We start from the raw sequence: 20416 nt of genomic DNA on the forward strand, positions 1-20416 counted from the left end.
CTCATCGTTCATTACGCGCAGCATAGGTCCCTCAATAAAATGAATTAGTATTGAATCACCGTCGCTCAATTGGGAAACGTAATCTATGATTGATTCGATAATGCGGTATCTTGGATTGCAGAAATGACGGTATCCGGCCTGAGGGACAACTACATTCGAAGCACCGCTTCGGAATTTCTTCAGCATAGATTGAGGAAGGGCAGCTCTCTTCGCGCAGTTTCGGCTTATTTTTCAATGTATGCGTACTATTCCCTCCGGGAGAAGCTGGCTGATCTGCATGAAATGCGCTTTCTGTTCGGTGAGCCGCATTTGTCTGCGGAAAGCTTGGGCGGCGAAGGTGCTGCCTTCGCAATAACGACGGCGAATGAAAAACACACCCTACAGTTGGGCCTCAAAAACCGGTTTGTTGCGAGGGAGTGTGCAAATTGGCTCGAAAGCATTGCGGAGATACGGTCTGTCCGTGAACGACTGGTTCATGGAAAACTCTACCATATTGATGATGGTTCGCGTGACCATGCAATGCTCGGCAGCTCTAACTTCACGCTCAGCGGTCTCGGAATATTCGGGAAATCGAACATCGAGCTGAATCTGGTCGTGGATAGTGATCGCGATCGTGACGATTTAAGAGCGTGGTTTGATGAACTTTGGTCAGATCAACAGCTTACATACGACGTCAAACAGCAGGTAATATCGGCGCTTAAAGCGATTTTCCAGAATCACAGTCCTGAAGAGATCTACTTCAAAACACTATCGGAGATCTTTAACTACCTCGATGCCGACGATACCGTTGCCGGACTTCTAGATGACGCTGCAGTCACGACCAGTCAGATCTGGACAACGCTGTTTGATTTTCAGAAAGACGGCGCGAAGGCAGCGGTCCAAAAGTTGGATCGATATGGTGGTTGTATTGTCGCAGACAGCGTCGGTCTCGGAAAGACATTCACCGCTCTGGCTGTAATTAAGTACTACGAGTCAAAAAACAAATCCGTTTTGGTGCTGTGCCCAAAGAAATTGCGAGACAATTGGACAGTATACAGATCAGAGAACAACAGCGAAATTAATCCGTTTCTGAGAGACAAGTTCGGTTATACTGTACTTTCGCACACCGATTTATCTCGGGAGAGTGGTCATGTTGGTAACATTGACCTCTCTCGCATCAACTGGGGAAATTACGACCTCGTCGTCATTGATGAATCCCACAATTTCCGAAACAATTCGAAAGGGAAACGTGACGAAGACGGCAAACTGATCAGAAAATCGCGATATGAGCGATTAATGACCGATATCATACAATCGGGGGCAAAGACGCGCGTGCTTCTGCTTTCGGCAACGCCGGTCAACAACGATCTAAAGGATTTGCGAAGCCAGCTTTACTTCATTACGGAAAATCGAGACGGCGCGTTTTCGGAAACGCTCGGCATCGGCAACCTCAAAGATTTGCTCGCTAGTTCGCAAAAGGTGTTTGCCGACTGGGCAAGTCGCTCCAAAGAACGCGATGTCGCACGTCTGATGGAACGTTTGCCGTCCGGGCTTTTTAAGCTACTGGACGGCCTCTCAATAGCGCGCTCGCGTAAGCACATTCAGCGCTACTACAGCGCCTCACTGGAGCAGATCGGCCAGTTTCCCAAGCGAGCAAAGCCAATATCAGTCTTCCCGCAGATTGATACCAAGGACCAGTTCCTATCCTATGACAGATTGAACGAGCAGATCAGCAAGTACCAACTGGCTGTCTTCAACCCCGCGCGGTTCCTTAAGCAGGAATTTGCACATCATTACGATGACGGCATTGTCCGCAATTTCACTCAGGCGGATCGCGAAACATTCCTAATTGGAATGATGAAGGTGAACTTCCTTAAGCGCCTAGAGAGTTCGATCCATTCCTTCATGATCACTATGGATCGGACGATCGAACGAATTGAGGCGCTTGAACGCCGACTGCTGGACTACAAGCGGGCGCACAGAAATGCTGAGGTGGACGTCGCGGAGTTTCAGGAAACACTCGATCTTTTCGAAGACGACGATCCCGATCCCTCGGAAGTCGGCGGAGCAAAGCGGTTCAGTCTTGACCATCTTAAGGTCGATGACTGGTTAAAGATGCTGAAGGAAGATCGCGTCAAGCTCAACGATATCCGGTTGCATGCGAAGGATGTCGGACCAGATCGTGATGCCAAGCTCTTGAAGCTCAAAGAACTGATTTCCGAGAAGATGCGCAATCCGTCCGTCAATCATGACGGAAACGCTATCCGAAAAGTGATTGTTTTCACAGCCTTTGCTGATACCGCGACTTACCTTTATACCCAGATCGAGAAATGGGCCCAGGAGGAATTCGGCACGAATTCCGGCCTCGTGACTGGAAGCGCAAGCGGCTGCAAGGCAACCTTTGGAAGGGCGCGATTCGACGAAATCCTCGTGAATTTCTCGCCCAAATCGAAGAAGCGCGAAGGTATGCGCGGCATGCCCAAAGACGGCGAAATCGACATTCTCATAGCCACGGACTGTATATCTGAAGGCCAGAACCTTCAGGATTGCGATCTGTTGATCAATTACGACATTCACTGGAACCCTGTCAGAATAATTCAACGCTTCGGCAGGATCGATCGGATCGGGAGTCGCAACAAAGAAGTTCAGCTTGTTAACTTCTGGCCGACCGATGATCTCAATAAATACATCAATCTGAAGAGCCGCGTCGAAGCTCGCATGGCTTTGGTGGATCTTTCCGCAACCAGCGATGATAATATCCTTGGCGTGGCCGGTCTCGAAGAACTGATCAGCGAGGACATGCGATATCGCGATAAGCAGCTGCTGCGTTTGAAGGATGAAGTGGTCGATCTTGAGGACTTCACCGAAAGCGTCGCTCTAAGCAACTTCACCCTTGAGGATTTCCGGCGCGAACTTAGCAATTTCCACAAACAGCGGCGAGAGCCGGCATTGCCGAATGGCGTCTTCGGTATGGTACCTCCGCACCCTGGATATGCGGCTGTCACACCGGGGGTCATTTATTGCTTGCGCGATCTCCGCGATCAGCAAGACCGCAGCTCGGTGAATCCCTTGCAGCCGTTCTATCTTGTGTACGTGCGGGACAACGGGGAAGTCGCCTATAGTTTCGCACAGGCCAAACAGGTTCTCGACGTTTATCGGGCGCTTTGCCTTGGGCAGAAAGATGCCTATCACGACCTATACGCCATGTTCGATCGGCAGACGGAGGGCGGACAAAATATGACCGTCTACGAAGCGCTTCTCGGAAAGGCTATTGATAGTATCACCTCCCAGTTTTCATCGAGAAACATTGGAAACATGTTGTCAGAACGTGGGGGCCGATTGGTCCTTGAGCCGAACGCGGGTAAAGCCGATACCGAGTTCGAGCTGATCACGTGGCTGGTCATTAAAGAAGGCGAAGCATACAGAAAATGATTGATCGGGCGGGGCAGAGGCAAACAATCAAGCAGGCGCTAGGCAGCTTCCATCACGCCGCACCACGCGAGGGCGCGCGCGCGATCCTAAGCGCGCTCGGCTATACCAGCGAAAAGACCATTCGTTTGGACGGGAGCGTGTCGCAGTTTTTGTCAATCGTTGACCGTGACGGAAGGCTGGCAACATCTGAGCACGCGCAGACTCATCGCTGGAAGGGCGCGGACTTCGTTTTTCAGCTTACGAATGACGAACTACCTATGCTTGCGGAGGGGCAGAAGGATCTCGTTCTCGGTGAAAGCGACTATCACCGAAGCATTATCGAGTCTTTCGTTTTCCTAACGATCAATCTGGAGGATCGCGATTGGACGCGCACCGAGCTCGCGGAAATCACCCGCGCGGTGAACCGTCTCTTTCCGATGCCTGCGATCATCATCTTCTTATATGGCGGAAAACTGACGCTTTCAGTCATCCCCCGGCGCCCCAATAAGAAAGACAATTCGCGTGACGTGATTGAGCCAACGCGAAAAGTCGCTCTCATCAAGGACGTCGATCTCCAACGCCCACATCGAGCCCACCTCGACATCCTGACAGACCTGCATATTCGGGCAGGTGTGACCGCCAAGAAGGCGCCGAACAATTTCGATGACCTCTATAAGGCTTGGACAGAGATCCTCTCAGCCGAGGAGCTCAACAAGCGCTTTTATCGGCGTCTCTCCGACTGGTATCTTTGGGCCGTGGGCACGAAGGATCACCCCCAGGTCATGTTCCCGGTCGCACGGGAGGTGGAACAGAAGGTTGGCGCTGAAGAACGGCATAAGCTCAATCAGATTTCTGTGATTCGCCTCCTGACTCGCCTGATCTTCGTTTGGTTCATCAAGGAAAAGGGTCTGGTACCGGACGCACTTTTCAATGCCAGCCAGTTACGAGAAATGTTGGTTCAGGACCCGGAGAAGCATCGCGAAGCGAGCTCCTATTACAAGGCGATACTCCAGAACCTGTTCTTTGCGACCCTCAACACCCAAATGGAAGGTGACGGGCGAAATTGGCGATCTGATGCTGCAGAAAGCGGCCGGACACCTGATTACCTGATTTCGACCTTTCTTCGCTACAGGCAAGACTTTCGCCAGCCCGATCAGGCGTTGGAGATTTTTCGTAAGGTTCCGTTCCTCAATGGTGGTCTGTTCGAATGTCTAGACCGGGAAGTGTCGGATGCCGAGTTGGCCCGAAATGATGATCTCAACAAGTGGATCAGCATGGAGGGCAGTCAGAAGGTTATTCGTGCTGATGGCTTTTCGGAGCGCAAGTCGAATACGCTTCACGTACCAAACAAGGTTTTTTTCGCGGTAGCTGAACAAGGAGATGACGTCGACACTCCATTGAATGAGGCCAACGGCACGAACAAAACTGGTTACAAAGTCGATGGCATCATCCGTATTTTCGAGAGCTACAAGTTCACGGTCGAGGAAAATACGCCATATGACGAGGAAGTGGCACTCGATCCGGAACTTTTGGGCAAGGTTTTCGAGAACCTGATCGCCAGCTACAACGAGGACACTTCCACAACCGCCCGCAAGAAGTCCGGCTCCTTCTACACACCGCGCGTGGTCGTCGACTACATGGTCGATGAAGCCCTAGTCGGTTATTTGAGGCCGGCTCTTGCAACGCGGAAGCAGCCCGAGGATCGGGGTATCCAGAGACACAGGAACATCAATGAGACCTTCGATCTCGGTTCGGTTCCTGGTGGGCTCAATTTGGCGCGCGATAGTGGCGCAGGAGATGCAAGCAGCGAGGGGACAGATTCGTCCGCAACCGATGCGCGGCTCCGAGCGCTACTGAGCTATGAGGACACAGAATACGATTTCACGGAGTCAGAAAAAGATGCGCTAATCGCGCGGATCGAAGGCGTTCGGGCCATAGATCCAGCCTGTGGTTCTGGCGCCTTTCCTATGGGTCTTTTGCAAAAGCTAATCCATATTCTGAAGCGCCTCGATCCAGACAACAGGCGCTGGAAAGCTGCGCTCCGAGAACCGTTGGTCCGGCAGTTACAGCATGCCGAGCAGAGCCCGGATATCGGCGCGAAGAGCGAGCAGATCGAAGCGCTAAAGGATCAGCTCGAAAAGCTCGACCGAGATTTTTCCGAGACCAGCAATTTCCCGGATTATGCTCGCAAGCTTTATGTCATCGACAAATGCATTCACGGCGTCGACATTCAGCCGATCGCCGTGCAGATTACCAAGCTGCGTTTCTTTATCTCGCTGGTGGTAAGCCAGAAAATCGACGAAAACGCAGACAATCTGAACATCACACCGCTGCCAAACCTGGAAACCCGTCTGGTGGCGGCCAATGCCCTACGACCCATCGAGCGAGGTCAGGGCGACCTGCTTCGCAACCCCGAAATCGACATTACCGAAAAAGCGCTGGTGGATGCGAACGAACGATATTTTGGCGCGCGCAACCGGCGGACAAAAAACAAGGCGAAAGAGCAGATCAACCAGCTTCGTGAGAAGCTCTCCGACCTGCTCAGCCAGACCCACGACCTACCTGAGGAAACTGCAAAGCAAATTGCCCGGTGGGACCCGTTTGATCAGAATGCTTCGGCAGATTTCTTCGATCCGGAATGGATGTTCGGGCTGCGCGAGCAGTTCAATATCGTCATGGCAAATCCGCCCTATGTGCGGCAAGAAAAAATCGGCGGGGACAAAGAATACTTCAAACAGAGAGCCGACGAGAACAAGCGTCGCAGAAATGCCTATGGACTGTACCAGAGTTTCGCAGGCACAGCGGACTATCTGGTTTACTTCATGGAGCGCGGGCTGGACCTCTTACAGCCTGGCGGCTCCTTCGTATTCATTACTTCGAACAAATGGTACCGCGCCGCCTATGGCCAAAACATTCGTCGATGGATTGGCCGCAACGCGCAAATTCGCTCTATCATCGATTTCGGTGATGCCGATGTCTTCGATGCGATTGCCTACCCCACAATTATCGTCGCGTCCAAGCGCGCCAAAGTGGTAGCTGCGCCGAACGAGAAAGATATTCTCCTTGCCTGGAACTGGCCAGCAGACCTGGGGCGCAAAGACATTTCGGAATTCCCGGAGCTCTTCCGTAGCCATGCGTTTCAGGTGCCCCAGAAGGCGTTGGATGATGCCAAAGGGTGGCAACTAGAACCGCAGGTTAAGCGCAAATTATTGGGACGCATTCGTAAGGCGGGTAAGCCTCTTGGCGAATATGTTGAAGGCCGATTGTATTACGGTATCAAAACGGGATTCAATGATGCCTTCGTAATCGATGGCGAGACCAAGGACCGTTTAATCCAAGAAGATCCAAAGTCGGCGGACATCATCAAGCCCTTTCTTCGCGGCAGAGATGTGAAGCGATGGAAGGTAGAGCCACAGGATTTGTGGCTGATTTTTACCCGGCGCGGCGTTGAGATCGAAGCCTATCCGGCAATTAGTAATCATCTACTTGCCTATCGCGAGCGACTAGAACCAAAACCGTCAAATTGGAATGACGACGAGAAATGGGATGGCCGGAAGGCTGGTTCGTATCAGTGGTTTGAGATTCAGGATAACGTTGCTTATTGGGAAGCTTTCCTAAAGTCGAAAATCATCGTCCCTGCAATACAGAATAAGGTGGACTACGCTCCAGACACCAAAGGATTTTTCAGCAACGACAAGACCAGCATTATTGCGCATGAAGATTGGCGCTATTTGCTCGGCATTCTCAATTCCAGCGTTTCCTGGTGGCTAACGCGGCAGACGTTTTCCAGTAAACAGGGCGGCTTTTTTGAATTCAAGCCGATGTATGTCGAGACGGTTCCCATTCCTACCGCTCAAGAGAAACAGAAGGCACAAATCGAAGCATTGACCGGTATCTTAAGCTCCGGTCATCAGGATCCGCGGTTTGAACAGCTTCTCAACGGGCTGGTATACGAGCTATTCTTTATGGAAGAATTGCATGCTCGCAACATACGCCTATTCGATGCCTGTGATCGCTTCGGCCTTAGCAATCTCTCCGGCCTCGAGGGCGACGTGTTGAAGGATATGGCAGAGGCGCTCGCTCGCGAATTCTTTGTACCGTCACATGAGATCTACCGAATGCTCTTCGATCTGCGCGCCATTGATGTCGTCCGTATCATCGAGGGCGAGCAATGAGTGAGGGAGAAGCAGCGGCGCCGGCGCCAATGGTAGCAGTCGCCCCAGCCGCACCGGCTGTAGATCCGCTCCGTATCGAGTCGGTGTCCATATGTGCTTTCCGTGCCTTCCCTCATGAAGTAGCCCTCAACCTGCAGGGTAAAAACATTCTGATCTATGGTGAGAATGGATCTGGCAAAACATCGATTTTCCAAGCTTTGCGGCACTTCTTTGCAAAGTCGGCTCCCAGGTTCGAGACGATAAAGAATGTTTTCAACGCCAATGCCGACAACGAGTTCAGGATTAGCGTAAGGTTCAATGACGGCACGCCGGCCGTCGATTGGCTAAAGGCAAAACACCCAGGATCTGCGTTTACGGGGTCTGATCCTCGTGTCGTTGAGACGGCAATACGAAAATCAGTCCTCGATTATCGCGCTTTGCTCGACACAAACTATATCCATGGTGATGATCGGCCGAACCTGTTTGACATCGTTGTCGAGCGGATTCTCCACGACTTCCCGATCACCGTCGAAGGCGGTACGAACACAACAATTGGGGAGCTTTGGAGCAAAACTAAACGAAGCATTCCTTCCAACTACAACTATAAGCTGGATTCGATAACAGAGAACTGCTCTGCTTTCAGCAAAGGGCTACGGGGCGCCTTGGACGCACTGCAACCGCACTTGGCAGGTCTTTTAACGGAACTGATCGGCGATGCCGTCACGGTGGACTCCATGACTTTTTCCGGAGTCACCTACAATCATGCATGGTTCAAGCGAGATCGTGAAATCCGGGGGCAGACGCTTTATCCTGAGGTGGTATTCGGCACGCACGGGGTACATATCCCGCAGAACTTTCTCAATGAGGCACGTCTATCGGCCCTTGCATTGGCAATCTATCTCGCGGGACGCCTCGCTTGTGTGCCGACCGATGGAGCCAACCGGCTGAAACTGCTTGTCCTAGATGATGTGCTAATTGGATTAGACCATGATAACCGCATGCCGGTTTTGAGGCTTCTGCAGAAGTATTTCATCGACTGGCAGATTGTCATCCTGACCCATGATCGCGTTTGGTTTGACATGGCCAAGGACTTTTTCAAGAAGACTGATCCCTGGCAGTGGATTGAAGTAAAAGCTGATGGGAACAATGGCAAGGCGACGCCTACGGTGAAAAGGCACAACGGCGATGTAGTAGCTGATGCGCTTTCTGATGCTAACCTCTTGAAAACATCTAGCATCGAAGCCGCCGCAAACAGTGCCAGGCGCGCATTTGAAGGGTGCCTCCGGCGATTTGCAGAAAAGCGAAGCTTAAAACTGCGGTTCAAGGTTGACCCGAAGGATGTAAATACAGACGATTTTCTTGATGCGATCGACGCCTGGATCGACGCAAAACTGTCCCGAGCAGCCTTGAAGCCAGTTGTGGCCGATCTTCGCGCGATGCGAACCGGCGTTCTCAACCCACAAAGCCATGATGGAGCACCAAGCCCTTCGACGGCGGAAGTGACAGCCGCGTTGACTCGGATAGAAGAATTACGTGCAGCCATATCAAATGCGGCACTCAATTAGGATTTAGCCATGACCATTCACCTCACCGCGCGCGTTGCTTGGCACGATGATGGATGGAATGGGAGGATCTGCTCGAAACCCGAACAGAACACCTACTGCGTCGGCATGAAATCCTTTCCCGGGGATTTGATCCATCGGGAGCGCGATCTGGAACAGGAGAAAGCCTGTTCTGGACAAGCCGTCTGTAAGCTGAAAAGCGATAATTTGCCGCCCTGCATATATAGCATCAACGCCTTTGGGCCGGATGCCATTCGCGGCTATTCCAATCCGCCCGATTTTTTCTACGGCGGTGCGGAGCGCGAAGAATGGGATATTCCTCCATCTTCAGTCTGCGTTTGGCCATACGAGGCCATGTATGGTGAGGAAGTATACACCGATGGCCGCCTCGACAATAACAAGCGCCGGGTGGGAGCTGACGAGTTTTTTGCGGAGCTGGAGGAGGACGAGAGCCTAATCTTTTACTACGCCAACCATTCCAACCCGTTTACCGACGAAAACGATCCGAAGTACGTCATAGTCGGCGTTTCTCGCGTGAAGCAGATCGGAAAGCCGCTCTTCTATTCCAATCCCTCTGACTATGTTCGTCAGAATTATGCGGATGGCATGATATGGGCGCGAAACGTAACATCGCATTATCCAAACGAAGGCTTTCGCATTCCCTATCATGCTTACCGTCATCGGCCCGAAATTCTAGACAGGCTTTTGGTCACACCGGAAAATCCTGCTAGCTGTAAATATGGGGCTCGTCATCTCACCGACGACGTAACCATCGGCATGCTTGAGCAGATGCTCGACGTCATAGCGCGGCTAAAGGAAGTCGGTGACACCAATGAAGACTGGGATGCTCGCGCCAAGTGGGTGCAAGCCCAGATCGCGAAACTCTGGAAGCGTCGCGGCCTGTATCCGGGACTTTTGACCGTGATGGACCTTCTTGATGCAGGCGGCTCTATCAAAAACGGCAAGTGGTATTGTGATCGTGGTGAGGAGAAGAAGGCCTATGAGCTATTCTTCAATGCCCTGGAGGCCGGAAAAGACTGCCCCGAACTGGAACTCACTGGCCTTGCTCTAAAGCGGGTGTCGCGCTCCTGGCAATTGCTTGAGGATGATGTACAGGCCTTTCTCAAGACGATAGCGGTTCGGATTGACCTCTACCTTGATCAATTGCAGAGCATCGTCGGACAGAAGCGCGCCGCGCATGGCCTTCCGGAGAGCTTGTCATCCATCGTTGAAGACCCGTATTTGTTGAGCGAGTTTTTCATCGGTGATGGGCCTGACGATATTATTCCTTGGAGCACGATTGATCGTGGTGTCTTCCCATCGCCGGAGTTGGGCGGCGAGGTCCTCTGCGACATGCTCAATGACGATCCTCGAAGACTGCGCTCCCTTTGTGTTGAGCAATTGAAGCGCGAGCCGAACCAAACTTTTCGCCCGGCAGACATCATCCTCAAAGAAATCAATGCGCGCATGGATCGGTTGCCCGAATGGAAACGGCAAAATTTCAGTCTGCGCTATTTCGAAGTTGACCGGGAGCCTCTTGAAAAGGCGCTGGTGCTGAGAAAGGAAGAAGATAGGCTTTATCTCTATTTGAAGCATGTCTTCCAGGACGAAAGGACTGTAGACAAAACGTTGACCGAGCTTTTTGATCGGCCGCCGATCACGCTTCCACGCCCGGTTCCGGAGGGTTTTTGGCTTCGTGCCGTTTCCGACGATGAGTCCTCATTGGCCAAAAAGGGCGGCGACGAATACCGGCTGGCAGTGGAAGCTCAGGCTGGCCAGTGCTCCCAGATCTTCAGGTTGCCGTTATCGGTTGTTTCCGGCCGCGCGGGAACCGGCAAGACCACCATTATCCGCGCCATCGTTAAAGCCATTCGCCAGGTCGAAGGTACCGGAGCACCGATCAATGTGATGACACCCACCGGCAAGGCGACTGATCGCGTGCGCGCAGTGTTCGAGCGATACAATATTGGCGGCGTCAACGTCTCGACAATCCATTCATTCCTGGCATCAAACGGATGGCTCAACGACAACCTCACATTCAAACGATGGGGAGGAAAATGCGCTGATCTCGAAGGCACGATTGTTATCGACGAGACATCCATGCTCGACCTGGCCCTCGCAGCTACCTTTTTCCGGTCTATCGAATGGCAGAATGTAAAACGACTGATCCTGGTAGGCGATCATAATCAACTCCCACCCATCGGTCGCGGACGCGTCTTTTCCGACATCATCGAATGGCTACGCAAGGCCGGAGCACCCAACCTGGCGGTACTACAAACCAATATGCGCCAGATGGAAAATCGGCTCGATGCAAAAGGCCAGGGCATACTCGGTCTCGCCGAGTTGTTCCTGGTGGATTCTGCTGTTCACGGCGAGCAGACTTCGCCTGCGGCTGAACAACTCCTTCAGAAAGTGCATCAGGGCGGCAAGATCGATGAAGACCTGGACGTGGTCTATTGGAATTCCGCCGATGAACTAGTCGCGAGTTTGGTTGCTGATATAGTCTCTGTTCTTCCAGGTGATGCCGACGACGATCAAATATACAAGCTTTGGCGAAATGAAGTCATGCAAAACAAACCAGAAGGACTTCAGGTTTTAACGCCACATCGCGGGGAGCTACACGGCGTCGAGGCATTGAACATCGAGCTGCAATCAATCCTCACCAATGATCTGATTGATAGAGTGGGAGCTGTTGATGGGATTACCTTGAACGACAAGGTGATTCAGATCCAGAACAGGACATCCCGCCGGGGAATTTGGGCTTACGATTTTGCTCTGGGAAAATCTCGTCAAGTTGAGTTGTTTAACGGGGAGATCGGGTATGTTGAGCCACACAACTTCGATCGAGCCGATCTGAAGAAGGTCTTTTCCGGTTACAGCAAAAAACGACTTAAGCGATTTCAGGTGAAATTTGCGCGGAAAGATAAGATCTGCGTCAATTACGGACGCGAGATTCCTACCTCAACGAAGGGAAAGTTCACCTCAGAGAGCGTCGAAAATAACCTTGAACTCGCTTACGCAATTTCGATACACAAATCGCAGGGAAGCGAGTTTTCTCGTACATTCGTCATACTACCGGCTTCGCGCAGGCCGCTTTCAGCAGAGCTGCTCTATACAGCGTTAACGCGCGCGCAAGCACATTGTCAGCTTTATATCCAGGGAAATCTTTCGCCATTGCTTGAAGCGCGAAGGAAGGAAAACGCCCAAAGCTTGCTGGTTTCGTCTTCGCTATTCGGGCACTTTAGAACAGTCGATGACCGCCTGTTGGCGAGAAGTGATTGGTATCAAAGCGGGAAGGTCCATGAGGCGCTGAGCGGCGACATGGTTCGTTCGAAATCCGAGGTCATCATCGCAAATCTACTCCACCAAGCTGGCGTGCCTTTCACCTACGAGGAGCCGCTTTACGCTGAAGACGGAACGTTCTTCTTGCCTGATTTCACGCTTCGAATTGGTGGAGAAAAATACTACTGGGAGCATTGGGGCATGTTGTCCGACCAGGGCTACGCGGCGCATCGCGACCTTAAGAAACAGTGGTACATGACACATTTTCCAGGCCGCTTGATCGAGACGTTGGAAAGTGGGCAATTGAGCTCAGAAGCGAAAAGTCAGATCGAGGAAATTCGACTCAAATAGTTGGTTGTCACCTCCTTGGAGTTCAATCAAGGCGTCAGACGTACTCGCAATCTGGTTCGCTATTCTGTTCGCGCTATTGCTGTTCCCGGTTCCGCGGAACAAAGCCAACTCCGAAACCGAATAGCCGCCCTATTTTATCCAACGTTTCAACCGTCGGATTTGCAGTGCCAGCTTCTATCTCAGCAACTTGGCGCCTAGTAAGCGATAGCGTGTTGGCAAACTCACTTTGCGTCATGCCAAAACCCTTACGGATCTCTGCAACCGCGCCAGGCAGCCTTAGATCCCCAGTTCGAGCACGTTCCGCCAGTGTTCGCCGGTTTTCCAGAATCTCTTCTTTCGTCGGCTTCTTCCAGCGAGCCATTTAGTTGCCCTTCGTCATCAGTGGCATGCCGCCAAAACGCTATCTGCAATCTCGATACAGCGTCCCATCGCACGGTCCAGAATGTCCGGAAATGCTCCCATATCTTTCGCCATGGCCGGAGTCTGGCGCAGGTGTTCGGCAAACTCGGTAAGCGTAGCTGCGAGCGCTTTCTGATCCGCAGGATCAGGCATCAGTTCGGCGCAAATGTGCTTCCAATCGGGAAGATGATCGCGACCACCGTCACGCATCATGGCCCAGCGGGTGGAACGAACGATTCCCTCTTTGGCGAGCCGCATTGGCGCGAAATCAAACAGCGGAGACAGGCGGATCGTGCCGTCCTGGTGTTTGCTCAATGCGGAATTTCGGCCGTGATTATCGGGATTGCCGAGCGCCAGGTTGGCGATGTCGCGCTTCAGGTATTCAACAATGTCTGCGAAGGGATCAGCCGAATATTGGCGGAGAACGTCGATATAGGCCTCGTGCGTGCCGACATGGCCGAAATCGGCAACGCCGATCGCGGACACCAGGCTTTCTTGACCCAGCCTAACGGTTCCGCGGCCTTCTTTGTTCTTCCGGTCGAAACGGGGAATGATAAGGACGCCCTCGGCATAGGTCGACGGTTCGCTGACATTCAGCCCGATCTCTTGAGCGATCCGCGAATAGAGGGCTTCACCTTCGAGGATCAGTCGGTCTACCGGCTCGTTGCTGCGTACCAGCTTGACGATAACGTGGCGCACGGCCTCATCATCGCTGACGAAGCTGTCGGGGTAATAGAGCCCGTCAGTCGCCTGGGTCATTGAGACCTTCGGCCATTCGCCCTGCAGGCCGCTTGAGCCTGAAGCGAGCATTCCAAAACGGTCGGCGACTTCCATGAAGCGGTCTGATCGTTCAAGGATTTCCGCCTCTGTAACCCCTTGGCGCTCAACGCCGCGCAGCCGTTCCGCTTCGGCGTCCGCCGCTTCTTTGATGCGGATATTGCCTATGCCGCCAGTCGCCGATCGGAGAAGCAGGGGCAGATCAGAAGCGCGCGAGCCTTCAGTAAGGCCGAGGTGCTCGGCAAGCTTTCGCCTTGCATGCCCTTGGGGCATAAGATCCAAGAGGAAGGGCGGCCAGCTACGGCTATATCGATTTTCGAGATCGACGGGATAACGGACGGATAAGGCGCGATGATCACGGACCGTGTTTCCAGCAGAAAACTCCGCCGATGCCACGGTGACGAAATAGTCGAGATCGTAATCGACGATCGACGCGCCCTGGAAGCCGGCCGCGTCGTCCTTAAGTTCCAGTGTCGCGGCGTGATGCCACTCACCGTCAAAATGGGTTTGGAGCGTTAGGCGCATTAATTGACCCTCTAAATGGTTCAAATAATGCATTCTTCGAAATTATTCAACCCATCAAAGTGGGTTAAATAATTGCTGTCAAAACTGCCAGCTACCGAAACGGTCATTGAAGTTTCTGATCCGGCTGACCATCTTTCGGCCACGCAATGCATTGGCGCAAGCGAACAGCATGAGGGAAAGGCTCAGCACCGGTGTCAACCAAGCATCGGAGCCGCTTCTTCCATCAAACACAATGAGCAAGACAGCTCCCATTGCGGCGAAGAAGACCATTCCGAAATCGTATTGCTTTGAAAGGCTCGCAAGCCGGGCCGAATGTTGGGCATAGCGCAATTGCCTCGCCAACCTTCGCTTTTCGGAGGCCAGTTGATCGCGCTGGCGTCCGATCGCGTAGAAACCCTGTTCGATTTTCTTTTCAAAGCTCGACTTACTCATATTGCTGACCTCAGATATTTTTCTGCAATTTCCTCTGTGAATTCGCCGTGCTGTTCGGCGTAGTCGATTAGGAACCGGATGAGCTTCAAGCGCTTATCAGGTTCCACCTGACAGTTTTCCCGCACGATAAATGCATCAACTTGGTTCGTGACCTCGTGGTAGAGGTCGACCGTGTCACGATTGTACGGGCTGCCTTCCCCGGTCATCATCCAGACTGGATTGACGTTGAACTTTGTGTAGAGCGAGCGCAGTACGCGAACGGGAATCTCGCGTTGGCCGCGCTCATAGGTATTGTAGCCGCCCTGGGAGACCTCAAGCGCTTCCGCAAAGGGGATCTGTTTCAGTCCCGAGTTTTCCCGGATCATCGCCAAACGTTTGCCCATCTGAATGAGCAGGGTGTCTTGCGTCGAATTATTATTTTTCTGATAATCGCGTTGCATTTTGAGGATCGATGTGATTCTTTTGCACTCATATCACTCTATCATCAGTTGGAGGTGAATTTCCAATGCAGGCACAACTCTTGTCTCCCAAACAACTCGCAGATCGATCCGGATGGCCGGTTGCTCGCATCCGAAACCTGATCGCCAAGCAGGAAATCCGGCATATCCGGATCGGAGGAAGTTTGTTCCTGCCGGAAAACGCAGTGGATGAGTATCTTGCGGCGAATATGGTCGAGCCCAAGCAGAAGGCTTTGGCACTTACTGACATCGCCTACAGAGCGTGAGGAGCGGCACATGAAGCAGCAAGCTGAAGCGTTGGCCCCACGGCCCATTTACAAGGTCGCGGTCAGCCGCATCCGTGCGGCGGAACTTCTCGACGTCTCGACGGGCACCTTTGATGACTGGGTTCGCCGTGGCCTTATGCCGAAAGGCGTGAAGATCGGCGCCTTGCGCCGTTGGGATGCCGAGGAAATCCGCGCGTCCTGGTACAACATCAAAGAACAGGGCTTGAGCGGAGACGAAGACGATGGCGAAAACCCGTTTGATTATGCGGTCGGGTGATCGGCGCGTCCCATTCAAATACTGCTCACGGGATATCGATCGGCACGGCAACGAGCGATTCTATCTCCGCCTGCCGGGCATGCCGAAATATCGGATGACGTCCGCTTATCTGGACGAGGCGGGCAGTGTCACCCAGGCGTTTACCGAGGAATATCACCGCGTGCTGGCTGGCGATCGTGGCGAGAAAACCGTGCCTATTTCGCGACTGGAGCCCGGCTCGGTTCGCTGGCTGGTCGAGACCTATTATCGGTCCAAGGCATTTCAAAGCCAGTCTCCAGCCACGCAGAAAGACAAGAAGAGCGTTCTCAATCGCTATTGCGTCAATGTGGGCGAACTGCCGTTCAAGAAGATCCGCAAATCCGACATCGAAGCTAGCCAGATGAAGCGCAGCGGCACGCCCGGCGCGGCTGACAAGTTGGTGAAATATCTGAAGGCGCTGTTCAATTGGGCTATCAGCGCCGAGCTGGCGACCTTCAACCCCGCGAACGGTGTCACTAAAATCCATAAATCACCCGGCTTCCACACCTGGAGCGAAGCGGAGTTGGCGCGCTATCGTGCAGCGTATCCGCTCGGCTCCACAGCTCGGCTTGCAATGGAACTGATGCTGAACCTGGGCATCAGACGCTCTGATCTCGTCAAACTCGGCTGGCGGAACCTGGTCGGCGATCGGATCGAATTCATGCCGGAGAAGGGTTTCGGCAAATATGCTCAGTCGCTCAGCCTGCCTGTCACAGACGAGCTACGCGAGGCGCTGGACGCGATCACGCATGATCAGCCAACCTTCCTTATCACCGAATACGGCAAGGCCTTCAGCGGCAACGGGTTCGGCAACAAGATGCGCCAGTGGTGCAACGACGCCGATTTGCCGGAATGCTCGTCGCACGGCCTCAGAAAGGCGTCCGCGACCATACTCGCCGAGGCAGGTGCTACCGAACATCAGTTGATGGCGATCTTTGGCTGGTCTGATTCCAAGATGGCGCAGCACTACACGAAAACCGCCCAATCCAAGCGCATCATCGATGCCGGTTTCGAGCGCCGTAAAATCTACGTGGCCCGCAATAATGTCCCACTTTCATCGAGCCGGAATTCGGGTGAGACAAATCGAGGAAAAAACAATGGAAAAACAACGTCCGAAGACAGATGTGGCCCGCCATAAACGTCTGAACCGACGCCTACCATAAATCAATCGCTTAGCGCCGTGGCCGCCACAACCACTTGGATGAGCCGCCACATACCTCTGCTCCGATGGCCATTCACCGCCACATTCCCTTGAACAACCGCACAGTTGCCTGATAACAAAGGGAAAATTCTCGGAACTTCGTGACGATTATGGCGGGCTACGCTGTTCTCAGGCTGGAGCGAGGGTGCCACGAGTGTCTTTAGACTATTCGCCCGTCGAGATGTCAGCGGCTATCTGAGTGTTATAGTCGTTGGGCCGTTCGGCTTGTTGCCTGGCATTTACCCATCCCCAGAAGCAGCCATCGGAGCTGCCGACGAAGACTATAGGACCAATACCGAGGTAAAGCCCACTATTCAGAAAAGCGCCCCGGCTTCGCTCAGCTAGCCAGATTCAGCGCGGGGACGGTGGACCCCATAGTCTGGCGCAAGTCAAGCAGACCACTCATGATTAGCTGCCTGATGTGGGGGTGTGAGAGTTTTAATTGGCTACCAGAGCCATATATCCTTTCGGCCTCGGAGGCTGCCTCTGCTCGGCTGAGTAGTACACGATAGGTTTCTAATTGATCTTGAGTCGCGGTACTTATGATGGTCGCGTGGTTACGGTTTATCTGGGCGACCAACGTGCGAACGTTGCCGCATTCGTCGCTGAGGGCCAACGCCTTCAACATAAAATCCACTGGATTACCCTGCTTTTCGGTGAAATCGTACATACCGCCCTCAAATCCTCCTCTAAAGGGTGACTTTCAGATTTCGCCGGCGCAACGGGTACACTGGCTTTGGTCCACGGAGCTAAAAACTAACAACCTTAGGCGCTTACCGATTTGCCCGCCTTCCAATCCGTTGCAGGTTACGGCCGCCTTTTGAAACAACAAGGTGCAGTGCCCGCTAATAGCTGTTCCAGAATCAGATGTGGTTTTGAAACAGATATCCACGGCCAGATATCGATAGGTGTGTAGCGGCCTGCCCTATTTATCGGCTGCAGGCCATTCGTTCGCAGGTTCCTCAAGCGCCCTCTCCGAGAGGCTATCGGCGGGATCGGGGTCACGGTCGTCGGCCACCTTCAAGCGATCCATCTCGCTGGCAATCACCGCATATACTTCCGCTTGTCTTGCACCGCGGGTCACCGCCTTGTCCACCAGCTGCGCTAGATCGTCGGCGAGTGTCACCTTCCAGTCATCGGCCATTGCGTTTTCTCCTTGCCGTCCGGTTATTCGAGAGTTCGATCCACACTGGGGCGTGGTCGCTCGTATGCTCCCACCCGCGTACGTGCTTATCGACGCCCGCTCTTGAAAGGCGAGCGGCGACATCGGGACTGAGAAGGAAGTGGTCTATGCGCAGACCAGCATCTCGCGCGTAGGCATTCCTAAAATAGTCCCAGAACGTATAGATGCGCTCACTTGGATGGAGGTCCCTGACTGCATCAACCCATCCCTGGCCGATAAGCTCACGAAAGGCTCCGCGGACCTCGATGCGAAACAGGGCGTCGTCCAACCATCGCTCCGGTTTGTAAACGTCCAGCTCTGTCGGCATGACATTGTAATCGCCCGCAAGGATGACAGGCACTTCGAGTTCCATAAGCTCGGCGGCGTAGTCGGCAAGGCGTTTGAACCAGGCAAGCTTGTATTCGAATTTGGGACCCGGGTACGGATTGCCGTTCGGGAGATAGAGACATCCGATCACCATGCCTTCGACGGCTGCCTCGATGTAGCGGCTCTGGCTGTCGTCGGGATCACCCGGCAGGCCTTTACGGGTCAACAGGGGCTTTGATTCCTTGGCCAGAATGGCGACACCGTTCCAGCTCTTCTGGCCATGCCAAACAGCACCGTACCCTGCGGCTTCGATCGCCTTGGCGGGGAATTTGGGGTCCGGGGCTTTCAACTCCTGAAGACACACGACATCGGGAGACGCCTCGTCGAGCCAGCGTAAAAGGACTTCGAGACGACCATTGACCCCGTTGACATTATAGGTCGCGATTTTCACGGATCAGCGCTTGTGATCGCCTTTGTCACCTTCGCCCGGTTTGGCCTCGTGCTTGGCGTCATGCCGCTTGTCAGCCGACAATGATCGGCTGACATCCACGGATTCCTTGAACTTGCCGTCCTCGTCCCGGCGCACGTAGCGCTTGTCGGTTCCGGTATCGATTAGCTCGCGTTTCGACATGGGTCTGTCCTCCATTGATTCATAGTCGAGATCGCGGCGGATGGGTGGGGCGCTCGCCTGCCTATTCGTTGGCCACGGTGAGAAAGCCGAAAAATCACCGTGTTCACCATCCCCATCGCGTCGGCTTGACACGCCGCGACCTCGTGCATGGAAACCTATGGCTCACTGGAAAGTTCCTACGAAGACAGGAGGTTGACGTGAGCAAGTACCCTGATACACCAGACGGCAGATATTTCGTCGTCCGCGGTCGCCTCTGGCGCAAGAGCAACCCCGCGCTCGCCGAGGACCACCGTCAGCGCCTGGTCAACGACCTCATGTCCGCGCGCCGCGCTGTGCGGGACGCGAAGGGAAACTCGGACGAGATCGCGAAGGCCCGCAGACGGGTAGACGATGCAAAGGTCGCTCTTGGCGAGCGCGGCCCGGTGTGGTGGCACGACGGAACACCCGATCTCAATCGACATATGATCAAGAACACGCCTTACGTCGGCTGGTATTCCCGGCTCGCCGATGCTCGTTGACTTCATCCGCATCGGCACCCATTTCCCCCGTATGACGAAAGACAAACCCAGCGATATCGAACTCCTGAGGACGTGGACCTTGACCCCTGCCGCCACTCTAGGATCAGCGGTGCGCGCGAAGGGCATTCTGCTGGAGCTGCGCGCAAGGCTGCCCATGTCGTCGAGGAAGTCGCTCGTTCTCGAGAGCGGCGAGATCGTGCTCACGATGCCGTCGTCGGCTAAAACCGAGTTTCAGGCGGCCGTCGGTATAGTTTCGACGGCCGTGAAAGACATCGAAAGCCTGCCGGTCATTCCGCGGGAAATCCAGGACATCCTGACAATCAAGCAGGGCGAGAGGCACCGCTGGCTCGCCGACGGACGCCTCCCCAGCGCCGGAACGCGGACCGTGCGACTGGCGGGGCGTGCCAAGCAGATTACCTTCCACGTCTTCGATCCCCGTGTCGTAGAGGAACTCCTAAACAACGGTACGGTCGACGAGTGGCGAGAGGACGACATCGCGGCGGCCGCCGAGAACAGACGTCGAGCGGCGTACAAAGCGAAGCTGACGCGCTCACTGAACAAACAGTCGAAGAATGGGTCTGCGAGCAGGAAGGCGGGCGACGCATCCGCGTCTCTCGATGACTGGGCCGAGTTCGACCGCGAGGGCCTGTTGCGATAGCAGTACTTACAAAAATTTGCGGTGCAGT

The 20416-nt window shown here is 53.8% G+C and carries 17 protein-coding genes; 9 read left to right on the top strand and 8 right to left on the bottom strand.

Annotation, left to right across the window (positions count from 1 at the left end; genetic code table 11):
• Positions 1 to 123 precede the first annotated feature (123 nt).
• From GR138_RS02790 to GR138_RS02805, 4 genes are read left to right on the top strand one after another with little or no spacing between them, the layout of a single operon-like run.
• Positions 124 to 3411 (top strand): helicase-related protein, encoded by a 3288-nt coding sequence (locus GR138_RS02790; protein ID WP_160857078.1) that lies wholly within the window; start codon positions 124 to 126, stop codon positions 3409 to 3411.
• Entirely contained in the window at positions 3408 to 7565 is a 4158-nt protein-coding gene (locus GR138_RS02795; protein ID WP_160857079.1) for an Eco57I restriction-modification methylase domain-containing protein, read from the top strand. Before GR138_RS02790 ends, GR138_RS02795 begins: the two co-directional genes overlap by 4 nt.
• Positions 7562 to 9109, top strand: a complete 1548-nt coding sequence (locus GR138_RS02800; RefSeq protein WP_160857080.1) for an AAA family ATPase — start codon at positions 7562 to 7564, stop codon at positions 9107 to 9109. Before GR138_RS02795 ends, GR138_RS02800 begins: the two co-directional genes overlap by 4 nt.
• 9 nt (positions 9110 to 9118) lie before the next feature.
• Positions 9119 to 12739, top strand: coding sequence for an ATP-dependent DNA helicase (locus GR138_RS02805; protein ID WP_160857081.1), 3621 nt, complete (start codon positions 9119 to 9121; stop codon positions 12737 to 12739).
• Between the two features lie 73 nt (positions 12740 to 12812).
• Here GR138_RS02805 and GR138_RS02810 read toward each other — a convergent pair whose 3' ends face one another.
• From GR138_RS02810 to GR138_RS02825, 4 genes are all read right to left on the bottom strand, one after another.
• On the bottom strand, positions 12813 to 13100 hold the full coding sequence (locus GR138_RS02810) for a helix-turn-helix transcriptional regulator (protein ID WP_160857082.1): 288 nt from the start codon (positions 13098 to 13100) through the stop codon (positions 12813 to 12815).
• Positions 13101 to 13117: 17 nt separating this feature from the next.
• Entirely contained in the window at positions 13118 to 14440 is a 1323-nt protein-coding gene (locus GR138_RS02815) for a HipA domain-containing protein (RefSeq protein ID WP_160857409.1), read from the bottom strand.
• 78 nt (positions 14441 to 14518) lie between these two features.
• The gene (locus GR138_RS02820) at positions 14519 to 14872 is read right to left on the bottom strand and encodes a hypothetical protein (protein WP_160857083.1); all 354 of its coding nucleotides are present in this window, start codon (positions 14870 to 14872) and stop codon (positions 14519 to 14521) included.
• Entirely contained in the window at positions 14869 to 15312 is a 444-nt protein-coding gene (locus tag GR138_RS02825; protein ID WP_052201641.1) for a helix-turn-helix domain-containing protein, read from the bottom strand. Before GR138_RS02825 ends, GR138_RS02820 begins: the two co-directional genes overlap by 4 nt.
• Before the next feature lie 65 nt (positions 15313 to 15377).
• On the opposite strand from GR138_RS02825, the gene GR138_RS02830 reads away from it, so the two are divergent.
• From GR138_RS02830 to GR138_RS02840, 3 genes are read left to right on the top strand one after another with little or no spacing between them, the layout of a single operon-like run.
• Entirely contained in the window at positions 15378 to 15596 is a 219-nt protein-coding gene (locus GR138_RS02830; RefSeq protein WP_160857084.1) for a helix-turn-helix domain-containing protein, read from the top strand.
• 10 nt (positions 15597 to 15606) lie between these two features.
• On the top strand, positions 15607 to 15873 hold the full coding sequence (locus GR138_RS02835; protein WP_160857085.1) for a helix-turn-helix transcriptional regulator: 267 nt from the start codon (positions 15607 to 15609) through the stop codon (positions 15871 to 15873).
• Positions 15839 to 17029, top strand: a complete 1191-nt coding sequence (locus tag GR138_RS02840) for a site-specific integrase (RefSeq protein ID WP_246200259.1) — start codon at positions 15839 to 15841, stop codon at positions 17027 to 17029. Before GR138_RS02835 ends, GR138_RS02840 begins: the two co-directional genes overlap by 35 nt.
• 400 nt (positions 17030 to 17429) lie before the next feature.
• Here the strand turns inward: GR138_RS02840 and GR138_RS02845 are convergent, their stop codons facing one another.
• From GR138_RS02845 to GR138_RS30195, 4 genes are all read right to left on the bottom strand, one after another.
• Entirely contained in the window at positions 17430 to 17762 is a 333-nt protein-coding gene (locus GR138_RS02845; protein ID WP_160857086.1) for an SPOR domain-containing protein, read from the bottom strand.
• A 255-nt stretch (positions 17763 to 18017) separates the two neighbouring features.
• Positions 18018 to 18236: a hypothetical protein gene (locus tag GR138_RS02850; protein ID WP_160857087.1), complete on the bottom strand. Its 219-nt coding sequence runs from the start codon at positions 18234 to 18236 to the stop codon at positions 18018 to 18020.
• The gene (gene xth / locus GR138_RS02855; RefSeq protein ID WP_160857088.1) at positions 18226 to 19032 is read right to left on the bottom strand and encodes an exodeoxyribonuclease III; all 807 of its coding nucleotides are present in this window, start codon (positions 19030 to 19032) and stop codon (positions 18226 to 18228) included. The genes GR138_RS02850 and xth overlap by 11 nt, the downstream gene beginning before the upstream one ends.
• A gap of 3 nt (positions 19033 to 19035) precedes the next feature.
• Positions 19036 to 19212, bottom strand: a complete 177-nt coding sequence (locus GR138_RS30195) for a hypothetical protein (RefSeq protein WP_202402473.1) — start codon at positions 19210 to 19212, stop codon at positions 19036 to 19038.
• Between the two features lie 197 nt (positions 19213 to 19409).
• Between GR138_RS30195 and GR138_RS02860 the strand changes: the two genes are divergently transcribed.
• Positions 19410 to 19730, top strand: a complete 321-nt coding sequence (locus tag GR138_RS02860; protein ID WP_160857089.1) for a hypothetical protein — start codon at positions 19410 to 19412, stop codon at positions 19728 to 19730.
• A gap of 31 nt (positions 19731 to 19761) precedes the next feature.
• The gene (locus GR138_RS02865; protein WP_160857411.1) at positions 19762 to 20388 is read left to right on the top strand and encodes a hypothetical protein; all 627 of its coding nucleotides are present in this window, start codon (positions 19762 to 19764) and stop codon (positions 20386 to 20388) included.
• Positions 20389 to 20416: the final 28 nt, after the last annotated feature.

The organism is Shinella kummerowiae (assembly GCF_009827055.1).
Taxonomy (GTDB): Bacteria; Pseudomonadota; Alphaproteobacteria; order Rhizobiales; family Rhizobiaceae; genus Shinella; species Shinella kummerowiae.